This window comes from Phenylobacterium sp. (genome assembly GCF_019636135.1).
GTDB lineage: Bacteria > Pseudomonadota > Alphaproteobacteria > Caulobacterales > Caulobacteraceae > Phenylobacterium.
The window spans coordinates 69,398-83,416 of record NZ_JAHBYD010000006.1 but is presented as its reverse complement, the minus strand read 5'-3'; the positions used below and the strand labels follow the sequence as shown (position 1 = coordinate 83,416).

The window sequence follows — 14,019 nt, the reverse complement described above, 5'->3', positions numbered from 1 at the left end:
CCCGCGGCTGATGCTGACGGAATGGATCTACGGGCGGGACTGAGCCTCTATGCCGCCCGCGCGATCACCCGGTTGCGGCCGCGGGACTTGGCTTCGTAGACGGCTTCGTCGGCGCGCTTCAGGAGCGCGTTCGACGTGTCGCTCGCGCCGGCGCTGGAGGCGACGCCGATGGAGATGGTGACGCTGAGCAGCTCCTGGCCGCCCATCACGCGGAAGGGCGCGCCGGCCACGTGCAGGCGGATGCGCTCGGCGATGCGGCGCGCGTCCTCCAGGTCGGTGTCGGGCATGACGACCACGAACTCCTCGCCGCCGTGGCGGACGGGCAGGTCGATGGCGCGCACGTTGGAGGCCAGGCGCACGGCGAACTCGGCCAGCACCTCGTCGCCCACGTCGTGGCCGAAGCTGTCGTTGACCTTCTTGAAGTGGTCGATGTCGATGACCAGCAGCGACACGGGCTCGCCGCCCTGGCAGGCGCGGCGCATCAGCGCCTCGAGCTGGCCCGACATGTAGCGGCGGTTGTGCAGGCCGGTGAGCTGGTCGGTGACGGCCAGTTCCAGCGAGTGGTCGAGGTTCGAGCGCAGGTAGTCGGTGTAGCGCTTGCGGCGAATCTGGGTGCGCACGCGGGCGGCCAGCTCGCCCGGGTCGATCGGGCGGGCCAGGATGTCGTTGACGCCGATCTCCAGCGCCTTGACCGCCTTGGGCCGCTCGTCGACGTCGGCGACGGCCAGGATCGGGATCTGCCGCGTGGTCTCGTCCGAGCGCAGGCCGGCTGCGAAGCGCAGGCCGTCGAAGGCCTTGGCGCCGGTGTTCACGATGACCAGGTCCACGGGGCCGCGGGCGGTGAGCGCGGCCTTGTAGGCCTCGGTCTCCACGACCGGGCGGTGCTCGATCGAGAGTTCGGAGGCCACGCGCTCGGCCTGGCGCGGGTTGTCGTCTACGATGAGGATGCGGCCGCCCGAGCCGCCCAGGCGCGAGGCGGCGCCGGCGATCACGCCCATGCGGCGGCCCGAGGCCTCGCGGTCGCGCAACTCGTCGATCACGGCCTTCAGGCGCACGAGGCTGCGGACGCGGGCGAACAGCATCACGTCGTCGATGGGCTTGGTCAGGAAGTCGTCGGCGCCGGCCTCCAGGCCCGCCACGCGGTCGGCGCGGCCGTCGAGGGCGGTCACCAGCACCACCGGCACATGGCGCGTCTCGGGGTCGTCCTTGAGCCGGCGGCAGACCTGGAAGCCGTCCATGCCGGGCATCATGACGTCGAGCAGCACGATGTCGGGGCGCTCGGAGGCGGCCACGGCCAGGGCGGTCGGCCCGTCGCAGGCGGTCAGCACCTCGTAGTATTCGGCCGAAAGCTTGGCCTCCAGCAGCCGCACGTTCGATTCGATGTCGTCGACGACGAGGATGCGGGCGGACATGGGCGGCCTAGTTCAACAGGCGCTTGATGGTTTCGAGGAAGTGGCTGACCGAGATCGGCTTGGAGATATAGGCCTCGCAGCCGCCCTCGCGGATCCGCTCCTCGTCGCCCTTCATGGCGAAGGCGGTCACCGCCACCACCGGGATGTGCGCGAGGTCGTCGTCCTCCTTGAGCCACTTGGTGACCTCCAGCCCCGAGATCTCGGGGAGCTGGATGTCCATCAGGATGAGGTCCGGCTTGTGCTCGCGGGCGAGCGACAGCGCGGCCAGACCCTCACGGGTCTCGAGGGTCTCGTACCCCTGGGCTTCGAGCAGATCATGAAAGAGCTTCATGTTCAGCTCGTTATCCTCGACGATGAGGACCTTCTTGGCCATTCAGCCCCGACAAGCGTTCTTGGGACCCGGCCGGTTTTCGGCCTTCCCCACCCTGCCGATGGTTATTCCCCGCGATATCCTTAAACTTCGTTATCCGCGTACCGAGGTGACTTGGCCCAAGCCCCGACCCCGACCGTTCCCACCCTCGCCTCGCTGGGCCTGCCGGCCGAGCGGCCCCTGGTGCTGGTCGACGTGGACGAGGTGCTGGGCCTGTTCATGCAGGGCTTCGGCGACTTCCTGGCCGGCCGCGGCTACGAGATGCGGATCGAGCGGTTCGCCCTGTTCCAGAACGTCTATCCGCCGGGCGGCTCCGAGCACATCGACCTGGAGACGGGGCGCAGGCTGTTCGACGAGTTCTTCGCCGGCCACTGCCACGAGATCGAGCCGGCGCCGGGGGCGATCGCCGCGCTGAACAAGCTCGCGAAGTCGGCCGAGATCCTGATCCTGTCGAACGCGCCGGCCCAGGGCGAGCGGCTGCGCGCCCAATGGCTGGCCCGGCACGGGATGGCCCATCCGCTCGTGCTGAACTCGGGTCCCAAGGGGCCGATCGCCGCCGGCCTGGTCGCCCAGACTCCGCACCGCACCGCCTTCGTCGACGACCTGCTGCCGAACCTCGATTCGGTGACGGAGCATTCGCCGGGCACGGCGACGTTCCAGCACGTCGCGGACCTGCGCCTGCGCCCGTTCGCGCCGCGCTCCGACAACCACCCCCGCTTCGACGACTGGGCCGACCTGGGCGAAGCGATCGAAGCGGCGGTCCGCCGCGCGCCATGATCCGCATCGGCGTCGACTTCGGCGGCACCAAGATCGAGGCCGCGGCGCTGGACGCCGGGGGCCGCTTCCAGGCACGGGTGCGCGTGGCCACGCCGCCGGACTATCCGGCGCGGCTCGATGCGACCGCGCAGGTCGTCGCCGAGGCCGAGCGGCAGGCGGGCGCGAAGGTGGCGCGCATCGGCGTCGGCGGACCCGGCTCCCCCTCGCCGGTCACCGGCCTGATGCGCAACTCCAACTCGACGGTGCTGAACGACCGGCCCTTCCCGGCCGACCTGGAGCGGACGCTGGGCCGCCCCGTCCGCTACGCCAACGACGCCAACTGCCTGGCGCTGTCCGAGGCCACCGACGGGGCGGCGGCCGGCGCGGGGGTGGTCTTCGCGGTGATCGTCGGCACAGGCTGCGGCGGCGGGATCGCCGTGGACGGCCGCCTGCTGGAGGGCCGCAACCGGATCGCCGGCGAGTGGGGCCACACGCCCCTGCCCTGGCCGCGCGGGCCCGAACTGCCGGGCGTCGCCTGCTGGTGCGGCCGCGTGAACTGCCTGGAGCTCTGGCTGTCGGGGACGGGCTTCGCCCGCGAGGCCGGCCGCCCGGCCGAGGCCGCGGTGGCGGCGGGCGACCTGGACGCCCTCGACACCTACATCGACCGCCTCGCCCGCGGCCTCGCCGTGATCGCCGACGTGCTCGACCCCGACGTCGTCGTCCTGGGCGGCGGCATGTCGAACATCGCACGGCTCTACGAGCGGCTGCCCGAGGCCATCGCCCCGCACGTCTTCTCCGACGTGTTCGCCACGCCTGTCGTGAAGGCGATGCACGGCGACTCGTCGGGCGTCCGGGGCGCGGCCTGGCTCTGGCGGCTGGACGAGCTGGAATGAGGGCCTTCTGCCGCGACTGCTTCTGGAGCGGCGAGGAGGCCGTGCGGCGCTGCCCGTCCTGCGGCACGCCGCGGGTGGTGACGCATCCCGAGCTGGGCGCCCTCGCCATCGCCCACATGGACTGCGACGCCTTCTACGCCAGCGTCGAGAAGCGCGACCGGCCCGAGCTGCGCGACCGGGCGGTGATCGTCGGCGGCGGCAAGCGCGGCGTCGTCACCACCTGCTGCTACATCGCCCGCATCAAGGGCGTGCGCTCGGCCATGCCGATGTTCAAGGCGCTGAAGGCCTGCCCCGAGGCCGTGGTGATCAAGCCCGACTTCGCCAAGTACCGCGCCGAATCGAAGCGCATCCTGGGCATGGCGGCGGAGCTCACGCCGCTGATCCAGAACCTCAGCCTCGACGAGGCCTGGATGGACCTCTCCGGCACCGAGCGCCTGCACGGCGCGCCGCCCGCCGTCACGCTCGCGAAGCTGCAGCAGCGCATCGAGGACGAGACCGGCCTCACCGTCTCCATCGGCCTGGCGGCGAACAAGTTCCTGGCCAAGGTCGCCTCCGACCTCGACAAGCCCCGCGGCTTCTCGGTGATCGGCCATGAGGCGCAGCAGTTCCTGGCCGACAAGCCGGTGAGGATCCTGCCCGGCGTCGGGCCCGCGATGGTCGCCAGCCTGGAGAAGGCCGGCTACCACACGGTGGGCGACCTGGCCCGCGTCGACGTGAAGGTGCTGGCCGAGCGCTGGGGCGCCCACGGCCTGCGCCTGCACAACCTCGCCCACGGCCGCGACCATCGCGCGGTGAACCCCAACGAGGCGCGCAAGGGCATCAGTTGCGAGACCACCTTCAACGAGGACCTCAGCCGCATCCCCGACCTGGAGGACAGGCTGGCCCCGCTGGCCGAGCGGGTGGCCCGCCAGGCCCGCCAGGGCGGCGTCGCCGGCCGCGTGGTGACGCTGAAGCTCAGGACCACCGACTTCCGGATCGTGACACGGCGCCGCACCCTGCCCGTCGCCACCCAGACCGCGCACACCCTCTTCAAGGTCGGCCGCGAGCTGCTGGCCCGGGAGGCCACCGGCCGGCCGTGGCGCCTGATCGGCATCGGCATCGCCGACCTGGTCGACGCCGGGCAGGCCGCGGACGACTTCTTCGCCGGCGACGAGAAGAAGGCGCTGGCCTCCGAACGGTCCATCGACGCGATCCGCGCGAAGTTCGGCCCCGATTCGGTCACCTCGGGACGCATCCTGCGGGCCAGGACCACGTATGACGAAGAGTGAGGTTTCGGCGCCAACGCCACGAAAGCCGGCAGGCGGCGGGCCGCCGGGTTCAGGCGCAGGCGCCGCAGCGTGAACCCGGGCCGTGACGATTCATCCCTTTCAAAAGGCGCTTTCTGGCATATCTAATCGGGTCGGGATGGCCCGGACCGGCGCCCGCAAGGAGAACGGACACATGAGCGAACGAAAGGATGGTGACGCTGACACCGGCGTTCGCTCGACGGTCATCACCCAGACCAAGCCGAAGACTCAGAAGCCGAGCATGTATCGGGTTCTGATCCTCAACGACGACTACACGCCGATGGAGTTCGTCGTGTACGTACTTGAGCAATTCTTCAACAAGTCGCGCGAAGATGCGACTCGGATCATGCTTCACGTCCATCAACACGGTGTGGGCGTCTGCGGGATCTACACATACGAAGTGGCGGAAACAAAAGTAGCCCAGGTCGTTGATACGGCGCGGCGGCATCAGCACCCGCTGCAATGCACCATGGAAAAGGATTAGGCGCTCTTGCCTTCATTCTCCCGCCAGCTCGAAGAATCCCTGCATCGCGCGGTCGCCTACGCCAACCAGCGCAAGCATGAATACGCCACGCTGGAGCACCTGCTCCTCAGCCTGGTGGACGACGAGGACGCCGCCGGCGTGATGCGCGCCTGCGACGTGGAACTCGGCGCCCTGCGCACCACGCTCACCAACTACGTGGACAACGAGCTGCGCAGCCTGGTCGTCGACGACGGCGAGGACGCCAAGCCCACCGCCGGCTTCCAGCGCGTGATCCAGCGCGCGGTCATCCATGTCCAGTCCTCCGGACGCGAGGAGGTGACGGGCGCCAACGTGCTCGTCGCCATCTTCAGCGAGCGCGAGAGCCACGCCGCCTACTTCCTGCAGGAGCAGGACATGACGCGGTACGACGCGGTGAACTACATCGCCCACGGCATCGCCAAGAAGGCCGGCGCCTCCGAGGCCAAACCCGTGAAGGGCGCCGAGGACGAGGACAAGCCGCAGGTGAAGACCGGCGGCGAGGCGCTCGAAGCCTACTGCGTCAACCTCAACGAGAAGGCCAAGCAGGGTAAGGTGGACCCGCTCATCGGACGCATGTCCGAGGTCGAGCGCTGCATCCAGATCCTCTGCCGCCGCACCAAGAACAACCCGCTGCTGGTGGGCGACCCGGGGGTCGGCAAGACCGCCATCGCCGAGGGCCTGGCGCGCAAGATCGTCAACAAGCAGGTGCCCGAGGTCCTGGCCAAGTCGACCATCTTCTCGCTCGACATGGGCGCGCTGCTGGCCGGCACCCGCTACCGCGGCGACTTCGAAGAGCGCGTGAAGCAGGTGGTCAAGGAACTGGAGAACCACCCGGACGCGGTGCTGTTCATCGACGAGATCCACACGGTGATCGGCGCCGGCGCGACGTCCGGCGGGGCCATGGACGCCTCCAACCTGCTGAAGCCCGCGCTGGCCTCGGGCACCCTGCGCTGCATGGGCTCGACCACCTACAAGGAGTTCCGCCAGCACTTCGAGAAGGACCGGGCGCTCGTCCGGCGCTTCCAGAAGATCGACGTGAACGAGCCGACCATCGAGGACACCATCAAGATCCTGAAGGGCCTGAAGGTGTACTACGAGGAGTTCCACAAGCTCCGCTACACCAACGACGCCATCAAGGCGGCGGTGGAGCTGTCGGCCAAGTACATCAACGACCGCAAGCTGCCCGACAAGGCGATCGACATCATCGACGAGGCCGGCGCCTCGCAGATGCTGCTGCCCGAGGGCAAGCGGAAGAAGATCATCGGCCTGAAGGAAGTGGAGGCGGTCGTCGCCAAGATCGCCCGCATCCCGCCGAAGTCGGTCTCCAAGTCCGACACCGAGGCGCTGAAGCAGCTCGAGAACGACCTGAAGCGCGCGGTCTACGGCCAGGATGAGGCGATCGACAGCCTGAGCTCGGCCATGAAGATGGCCCGCGCCGGCCTGCGCGACGCCAACAAGCCGATCGGCTGCTACCTGTTCTCGGGCCCCACCGGCACCGGCAAGACCGAGACGGCGCGCCAGCTCGCCTCCACCCTCGGCATCGAGCTCCTGCGGTTCGACATGAGCGAGTACATGGAGCGCCACACGGTGAGCCGCCTGATCGGCGCGCCGCCCGGCTATGTGGGCTTCGACCAGGGCGGCCTGCTCACCGACGCGGTCGACCAGCATCCGCACGCGGTGGTCCTGCTGGACGAGATCGAGAAGGCGCACCCGGACGTCTTCAACATCCTGCTCCAGGTCATGGACCACGGGCAGCTCACCGACTCGAACGGCAAGAAGATCGACTTCCGCAACGTGGTCCTGATCATGACCACCAACGCCGGCGCCTCCGACGCCCAGCGCAACACCATCGGCTTCGGCCGAGGCAAGCAGGACGACGAGGTCGACGAGGCGTTGAAGCGGCTGTTCACGCCGGAGTTCCGCAACCGCCTGGACGCCATCGTCCAGTTCCGCGCGCTGACGCCCGAGATCATCCGCCAGGTGGTGCAGAAGTTCGTCATGCAACTGGAAGCCCAGCTTGCGGACCGCCACGTCACCATCGAGACGTCGGACGAGGCGGCCGACTGGCTCGCCAAGAACGGCTTCGACGAGCTCTACGGCGCCCGGCCGCTGGCCCGGGTCATCCAGGAGCACATCAAGAAGCCGCTGGCCGACGAGATCCTGTTCGGCAAGCTCGCCAAGGGCGGCCACGTCCGCGTGGTGCTCAAGGACGGCAAGCTGGCGTTCCAGATCGAAGGCGACGACCGCGAGCCCGGCGCGCCGGTGGTCGAGGCGCCCGCCGAGGAGCCGGAGGCGGTCTGAGCCGCCGCCGGAGCATCGGAATGCGAAGGCCCTGGAGCGATCCCGGGCCTTTTCGCTTCCGCGGCGGCAGCGTTGCTGGCCCTGCCCGCGTGCCCTTAACTGCCCGCAGCGACAAGCCGAAGGGACGGGACGTCGATGCGGGGCGTGCGGGTGCTGGAACTCAGCGAGTCCGTGGCGGGGGCCTACTGCACGCGGGTGCTGGGGGCGCTGGGCGCCGACGTCGTCATGCTCGAACCCTCGGAGGGCTCTGCGCTGCGTCGCGAAGGCCCGTGGATCCCGGATCCGACCGGCCGCCCGCTCGACCCGCGTGGCCGCAGCGCGCTGCATGAGCACCTGAACTACGGCAAACGCTCGATCGTCGCCAACGGCGAAGGCCTCGACCGCCTGATCCGCTGGGCCGACATCGTCGTCTCCGGTTGCGACGGCGAGCCGGCCGCGGCGCTGGCCCTGCACGACCATATCGCCGCCCTCAACCCGGCGGCCGTGCATGTGGTGACCAGCGGCTTCGGCCTCTCCGGCCCCCTGGCGGCCTGGAAGCACAGCCCGCTCATCGACTGGGCCTCGGGCGGCCACCTCTACCTGACCGGCGAGCCCGGCCGCGCGCCGCTCACCCCCGGCAGTCCGCTGAACGCCTGCCTCGCCGGCGCCGCGGCGGCCGTGGGCGCCCAGGCCGCCCTCTTCGACCGCACCTGCACGGGCCTGGGCCAGCTCGTCGACGTCGGCGCGATGGAGTGCGGCGCCGCCGCCCACCAGTGGTCGATCGTCATGTACACCCATACGGGCGCGGTGAAGCGGCGCTGGGGCGCGCTGCTGGGCGAGGCCTACCACCCGATGGCGCTCTTCCGCTGTCGCGACGGCTGGGTCTGCATCGGCGCGGCGACGCTCGCGCAGTGGGAGGCGTTCTGCATCGCCCTGGATGTGCCCGACCTGCTCGCCGACGAGCGCCTCAACGCGCCGGCCGAGCGCTTCGAGCGGGCGGCGGAGATCGACGCGCGGGTCCAGCCGTTCCTGCAACAGCACAGCGCCGCCGGGATCGTCGAGATCCTGCAGGCGGCCCGCGTGCCGGCCAGCCGCCTGCTCGACTACACCGAGACGCTCGAAGCCGGGCACCTGAAGGCGCGCGACCTCTGGGCCGACCTGCCCGGCGCGCCGGGCGGCAAGGTCCCGCGCGCGCCGTTCGTCCTCAGCCGCAGCGATCGCCGCGACCGCCCCGCGCCGGCGCCGGAGGAACACACGGCCGACGTGCTGGCCGGCCTCGACGGCGCGACGCGCCCTGAACACCCTCGCCTCGACCTCTCCACCAAACGCGTCGCCGAATTCACGCTGGCCTGGGCCGGGCCGCTCGCCGGGCGGTTCCTGGCCGACCTCGGGATGGAGGTGATCAAGGTCGAGCATCCCGCAGGCCGCGGTCCGCCCGGCGGCGCGCAGCCCGCCGCGCCGCTCCGGTGGGGCGACCTGCCCGACCCGCTCATCCGCGCGCCGGTCTATCCCCACGCCGAGCCGGGCGAGCGCCGCTGGAACCGCTCGGCCGTCATCAACAAGCTGGGCCGCGGGAAGCGAAGCCTGGCGCTCGACGTGAAGGCGCCCGGCGGCGAGGCGGTGCTGGCCCGCCTGCTCGCCTCGGCGGACGCCGTCCTGCACAACTTCTCGCCCCGCGGCGCCGACTCCCTCGGGATCGACCGCGCCTCCATCGAGGCGCATCGGCCGAACGCCGTCACGGTGGCCATGACCGGCTACGGCGAAACGGGGCCCATGCGCGACTTCGGCGCCTACGGCCCCCTGCTGGAGGCATTCGGCGGCGTGGACCAGGCCATGGGCTACGAGGGCGAAGGACCGATGCGGATCGGCGTCGCCTACCCTGACGCCATCGGCGGCGCACTCGGCGCGGCGGCGGTGCTGGGCGGGCTCTGGGAACAGGCCGCAGGCGGCGGCGGCCCGGTCCACGCCGACCTCTCGCAGCTCGAAGGCCTGCTCAGCTTCGCGGGCGAAGCGCTGGTGGCGGCGTCGGTGCATGGCGCCCCGCCCGCGCGCCGCGGCAACAGCTCGCCCGACCACGCGCCGCACGGCGTCTTTCCCTGCCAGGGCGACGACGTCTGGGTCGCCGTCGCGGTCCGCAGCGACGACGAGTGGCGGGCCCTGGCCGGCCTCATCGGCGACGCCCGCGCCGACCTCACGGTCGAGGCGCGGCAGGCCGACCGCGCGGCGATCGAAGCGGCCATATCCGCGTGGACGAGCCGGCGCACGGCCATGGACGCCGCCATCGCGCTCCAGGCCGCCGGCGTCCCCGCCTGCCCGGCCTTCACGAACCGCGACCTGGTCGAAAGCGAGCATCTGGCGGCCCGCGGCTTCATCGTCACCCTGGACCAGGCCGACGCCGGCCCGCAGCGCTTCCCCGGCTTCCCGCTCCACTTCAGCCGCCGGCAGGTGATGCTGAAGGGCCCGCCCGGCCTCGGCCAGCACAACGCCGAGGTCCTCGCGTCGCTGGGCTACGCCGCCCAGGAGATCGCCGACCTCGCCGAGGCTGAGGTCATCGCCGACCGCCCGCCGGGGTGATCCGCTGGACGGCGGCGTGGAAGGCGTCTAGGTCCGCCTCGCCGTGACGCCCCCTGCCCGCCTGCAAGCCGCGCTCGACCTCATCCGCGAGATCGAGCGCGCGCCCCGCCCCGCCGATGCGGTGGTCTCGTCGTGGTTCCGCGCCCGCCGCGACCTCAGCGAGGCCGATCGCGGCGTGATCTACGACCTCGTCTATTCGATGCTGCGCAGCCAGGCCCGGCTCACCTGGTGGCTCGCGAAGTACGAGCGGCCCGCCACGCCGCGCAACCGGCTGCTGGCCTGGCTCATGCTCGGCCGCGGCAGCACCCGCGAGCAGGTCGAGCGCCAGTTCAGCGGCGGCCGGCTCGCCGCGGCCGTCCTGACGGAGCCCGAGCGCCAGTTGCTGGGGCGGCTCCAGGGCGGCTCCCTCGATCACCCCGCCATGCCCGACGAGGTGCGCGGCGAATGCCCCGAGTGGGCGCTGGACGCGCTCCGCCGCCGCTTCGGCGACGCCTTCGCCCGCGAGATGGCCGGGATGCTGACCCCGCCGCCGCTCGACCTGCGGGTCAATCCGCTCCGGACCACGCGCGAGGCCATGCTCGCCGCCCTCGCCGGCCTCGGCCTGAAGGCCACGGCGTGCCGGATGGCGCCCCACGGCATCCGCATAGGCGAGCGCGCGTCGCTCTCCCGCCTGCCGATGCTGCGGACCGGAGAGGTCGAGATCCAGGACGAGGGCTCGCAGCTCGTCGCCCTGCTGGTCGGCGCCAAGGCCGGCGAGCGCGTCGTCGACTTCTGCGCCGGCGCCGGCGGCAAGACCCTGGCGATCGCCGCCGACATGGCGAACAAGGGCGTCGTCATCGCCTGCGACGTGCTGGAGAACCGGCTGAAGCGCGGCGCCGAACGCTTCCGCCGCGCCGGCCTGCACAACATCCAGACCCGCCTGCTCGGCAGCGAACGCGACAAGTGGGTCAAGCGCCACAAGGGCGGCTTCGACCGCGTCCTGGTCGATGCGCCGTGCAGCGGCACGGGCACCTGGCGGCGCAACCCCGACGCCCGCTGGCGCGCCGAACACGCCGGGTTCGAGGCCCTGCTGCCGCTGCAGGCCGCCATCCTCGACAGCGCCGCGCGGCTGGTGAAGCCCGGCGGCCGCCTCGTCTACGCCACCTGCTCGCTGCTGGTCGAAGAGAACGAGGCCCAGGTCGAGGCCTTCCTCGCTGCACACCCGGAGTTCCGCCCCGTCCCGCTCCGCGAGGCCGTCCCGCAGATCACGGACTCGGCCCATCCTGACTACCTGTCCCTCACCCCCGCCCGCCACGACACCGACGGCTTCTTCGCCGCGGTGATGGTGAAATCCTAGCTCCTCTCCCAAGCGCGGCAGCGCTGTGGGATAGGGGCTATCTCCGGATCGGCACGCCCTTGGTCGTGAACTTGGCGCCGGGGTGGCGCTTCGGCCGCCCGGCGACGCCCGGCTGGTGCGCCGGGATCAACTGGTCGGGCCGCGGGCCGATCAGGTCGGCGCGGCCCATGGCCCTCAGCGCCTCGCGCAGCACCGGCCAGTTCTCGGGATCGTGGTAGCGCAGGAAGGCCTTGTGCAGCCGGCGCTGGCGCAGGCCCTTCACCGTCTCGACCTTCTCGCTCACGCCGCGGCGTACGCCCTTCAGCGGGTTCACGCCCGAGTGGTACATGGCCGTCGCCGTGGCCATCGGCGACGGCAGGAAGGTCTGCACCTGGTCGGCGCGGAAGCCGTTCTTCTTCAGCCAGATCGCGAGGTTCATCATGTCCTCGTCGGTCGTGCCCGGGTGCGCGGCGATGAAGTACGGGATCAGGTGGTACTTCTTGCCCGCCTTCTGGGCGGCCGCGTCGAACATCTCCTTGAACCGGTCGTAGGTCCCGATGCCCGGCTTCATCATCTTGCCGAGCGGGCCGTCCTCGGTGTGCTCGGGCGCGATCTTCAGGAGGCCGCCCACGTGGTGCGTGACCAGCTCCTGCACGTACTCCGGGCTCTCCACCGCCAGGTCGTAGCGCACGCCCGAGGCCACCAGCGCCTTCTTCACCCCCTTCACCTCGCGCACCTTGCGATAGAGGCGGATGAGGTCGTCGTGGCTGGTGTTCAGGTTCGGGCAGATGTCCGGGAACACGCACGAGGGCAGGCGGCAGGCCTTCTCGATCTTCGGGTCCTTGCAGGCCATCCGGTACATGTTGGCGGTCGGGCCGCCGATGTCGGAGATCACGCCGGTGAAGCCCGGCGTCTTGTCCCGGATCTTCTCGATCTCCTGCAGGATCGAGGCTTCGGACCGGTTCTGGATGATCCGCCCCTCGTGCTCGGTGATCGAGCAGAAGGTGCAGCCGCCGAAACAGCCGCGCATGATCGTCACCGAGAATCGGATCATGTCCCACGCCGGGATCCTGGCGTCGCCATAGGACGGGTGCGGGGCTCGCGCGTACGGCAGGTCGTAGACCGCGTCCATCTCCTCGGTGGCGAGCGGGATCGGCGGCGGATTGAGCCACAGGTCGCGGTCGCCGTGGCGCTGCACCAGCGGCCGCGCATTGCCGGGGTTGCTCTCCCGGTGCAGCACGCGCGAGGCCCGCGCATAGGCCTCGCTGTCCTGTTCCACCTGCTCATAGGACGGCAGTCGGATGACCACGTCGCCGGGCTTGCGGGCGGCCCCCTCGTCGGCGCTGTCGAGGTCGTCGGCGGGCAGTTCCGTGACGTGCTCGGGCACGCGCCGGAACAGCGCCACGCCGCGCACGTCGGTGAGGTCGCGCGGCGCCTCGCCGGCGGCGATCCGGTTCGCCACCTCGACCACCGCCCGCTCGGCGTTGCCGTAGAGCAGCAGGTCGGCCTTGGCGTCGGCCAGCACCGAGCGGCGGATCTTCTCGGACCAGTAGTCGAAGTGGGCGATCCGGCGCAGCGACGCCTCGATCCCGCCCAGGACGATCGGCACGTCCCTGAACGCCTCGCGGCAGCGCTGCGAATAGACCAGCGTGCAGCGGTCCGGCCGCTTTCCGCCCTCCCCGCCCGGCGTATAGGCGTCGTCGCTGCGGATGCGACGGTCCGCCGTGTAGCGGTTGACCATCGAGTCCATGTTGCCGCCGGTGACGCCGAAGAAGACCCACGGCCTGCCCAGGACCTTGAACGCCTCGGCCGACCGCCAGTCCGGCTGGGCGATGATGCCGACCCGGAAGCCCTGCGCCTCCAGCAGCCGCCCGATGATCGCCATCCCGAAGCTGGGGTGGTCCACATAGGCGTCGCCGGTCACCAGGACGATGTCGCAGGCGTCCCAGCCCAGCGCGTCCATCTCGGCCCGGCTCATCGGCAGGAACGGCGCCGCGGGCCGCCCTGTCCGGGGAGACCCGGCGATCAGGGGCGTTTCGGCAGCTTCGCGGTCCATGACGCCTGACGGATAGGCGCGAGCCACCGCGAACTCAACCGGCCAGACGACGCAGGCTGGGCATGACGTTCCGGTTGGGAGGGACGGGCTAGGCGATCTTCGCCGAAATCTGCGCGGCCAGGCCCTTCAGTTCCTCCACGTCCGCCATCCCCTCGCCGTGCCGGCCGAGCGCGACGCCCTCCCAGCGCGGGATGATGTGGACGTGCAGGTGGTAGACGGTCTGGCCGGCGGGCGAGCCGTTGAACTGGGTGATGACGATGCCATCGGGGTTCAGCGCCGCGCGCACCGCCTTCGCCACGCGCTGCACGCCCTCCATCAGCGGCCCGATGTTCTCCGGCGTCTCCTCCAGGAAGTTGCGCGCCGTCGAATGCTTGGGGATGACGAGCGTGTGGCCGCGGGCCTGCGGGAACACGTCCATGAACGCCAGCACGTGGTCGTCCTCGAACACCCGCACGGACGGCATCTCGCCGCGCAGGATCCTGGCGAAGATGTTGCCGGGGTCGTAGGTCCCGTCCAGGCTCATGGGCAGTGCTCCTGCGCGTTGCGGGGCACGCGTAGCAAATCGCCTCCGAGGG

At 70.9% G+C, this 14,019-nt stretch carries 11 protein-coding genes; 7 read left to right on the top strand and 4 right to left on the bottom strand.

The window, feature by feature from the left end:
* Positions 1-47: 47 nt before the first annotated feature.
* Positions 48-1,412 (bottom strand): PleD family two-component system response regulator, encoded by a 1,365-nt coding sequence (locus tag KF737_RS06040; RefSeq protein WP_296451537.1) that lies wholly within the window; start codon positions 1,410-1,412, stop codon positions 48-50.
* Between the two features lie 7 nt (positions 1,413-1,419).
* Positions 1,420-1,785 (bottom strand): cell-cycle response regulator DivK, encoded by a 366-nt coding sequence (gene divK / locus KF737_RS06035; RefSeq protein ID WP_296451534.1) that lies wholly within the window; start codon positions 1,783-1,785, stop codon positions 1,420-1,422.
* A gap of 111 nt (positions 1,786-1,896) precedes the next feature.
* Between divK and KF737_RS06030 the strand changes: the two genes are divergently transcribed.
* From KF737_RS06030 to KF737_RS06000, 7 genes are all read left to right on the top strand, one after another.
* Positions 1,897-2,559 (top strand): hypothetical protein, encoded by a 663-nt coding sequence (locus tag KF737_RS06030; protein ID WP_296451531.1) that lies wholly within the window; start codon positions 1,897-1,899, stop codon positions 2,557-2,559.
* Positions 2,556-3,431, top strand: coding sequence for an ROK family protein (locus KF737_RS06025; protein WP_296451527.1), 876 nt, complete (start codon positions 2,556-2,558; stop codon positions 3,429-3,431). Before KF737_RS06030 ends, KF737_RS06025 begins: the two co-directional genes overlap by 4 nt.
* On the top strand, positions 3,428-4,699 hold the full coding sequence (locus KF737_RS06020) for a DNA polymerase IV (RefSeq protein ID WP_296451524.1): 1,272 nt from the start codon (positions 3,428-3,430) through the stop codon (positions 4,697-4,699). The genes KF737_RS06025 and KF737_RS06020 overlap by 4 nt, the downstream gene beginning before the upstream one ends.
* A 172-nt stretch (positions 4,700-4,871) precedes the next feature.
* Complete coding sequence (gene clpS / locus KF737_RS06015) at positions 4,872-5,201, top strand: ATP-dependent Clp protease adapter ClpS (RefSeq protein ID WP_296451521.1); 330 nt, start codon at positions 4,872-4,874, stop codon at positions 5,199-5,201.
* Positions 5,202-5,207: 6 nt separating this feature from the next.
* Positions 5,208-7,520 carry an ATP-dependent Clp protease ATP-binding subunit ClpA gene (gene clpA, locus KF737_RS06010; protein WP_296451518.1) on the top strand — a complete coding sequence of 771 codons (2,313 nt, stop codon included), beginning with the start codon at positions 5,208-5,210 and terminating at the stop codon, positions 7,518-7,520.
* 135 nt (positions 7,521-7,655) lie between these two features.
* Complete coding sequence (locus KF737_RS06005) at positions 7,656-10,073, top strand: CaiB/BaiF CoA-transferase family protein (RefSeq protein WP_296451514.1); 2,418 nt, start codon at positions 7,656-7,658, stop codon at positions 10,071-10,073.
* A 43-nt stretch (positions 10,074-10,116) separates the two neighbouring features.
* Positions 10,117-11,409 (top strand): RsmB/NOP family class I SAM-dependent RNA methyltransferase, encoded by a 1,293-nt coding sequence (locus KF737_RS06000; RefSeq protein ID WP_296451511.1) that lies wholly within the window; start codon positions 10,117-10,119, stop codon positions 11,407-11,409.
* 37 nt (positions 11,410-11,446) lie between these two features.
* Here the strand turns inward: KF737_RS06000 and KF737_RS05995 are convergent, their stop codons facing one another.
* A complete protein-coding gene (locus KF737_RS05995; RefSeq protein WP_296451507.1) occupies positions 11,447-13,444 on the bottom strand; it encodes a YgiQ family radical SAM protein in 1,998 nt (665 codons plus the stop codon).
* 88 nt (positions 13,445-13,532) lie between these two features.
* Positions 13,533-13,967 carry an HIT family protein gene (locus KF737_RS05990; RefSeq protein ID WP_296451505.1) on the bottom strand — a complete coding sequence of 145 codons (435 nt, stop codon included), beginning with the start codon at positions 13,965-13,967 and terminating at the stop codon, positions 13,533-13,535.
* Positions 13,968-14,019 lie beyond the last annotated feature (52 nt).

What these genes read in the sequence shown, in the direction of transcription:
- KF737_RS06040 (WP_296451537.1), bottom strand. Translation starts at nt 1,412, where the DNA reads ATGTCCGCCCGCATCCTCGTCGTCGACGACATCGAATCGAACGTGCGG.
- divK (WP_296451534.1), bottom strand. Translation starts at nt 1,785, where the DNA reads ATGGCCAAGAAGGTCCTCATCGTCGAGGATAACGAGCTGAACATGAAG.
- KF737_RS06025 (WP_296451527.1), top strand. Translation starts at nt 2,556, where the DNA reads ATGATCCGCATCGGCGTCGACTTCGGCGGCACCAAGATCGAGGCCGCG.
- KF737_RS06020 (WP_296451524.1), top strand. Translation starts at nt 3,428, where the DNA reads ATGAGGGCCTTCTGCCGCGACTGCTTCTGGAGCGGCGAGGAGGCCGTG.
- clpS (WP_296451521.1), top strand. Translation starts at nt 4,872, where the DNA reads ATGAGCGAACGAAAGGATGGTGACGCTGACACCGGCGTTCGCTCGACG.
- KF737_RS06005 (WP_296451514.1), top strand. Translation starts at nt 7,656, where the DNA reads ATGCGGGGCGTGCGGGTGCTGGAACTCAGCGAGTCCGTGGCGGGGGCC.
- KF737_RS05995 (WP_296451507.1), bottom strand. Translation starts at nt 13,444, where the DNA reads ATGGACCGCGAAGCTGCCGAAACGCCCCTGATCGCCGGGTCTCCCCGG.
- KF737_RS05990 (WP_296451505.1), bottom strand. Translation starts at nt 13,967, where the DNA reads ATGAGCCTGGACGGGACCTACGACCCCGGCAACATCTTCGCCAGGATC.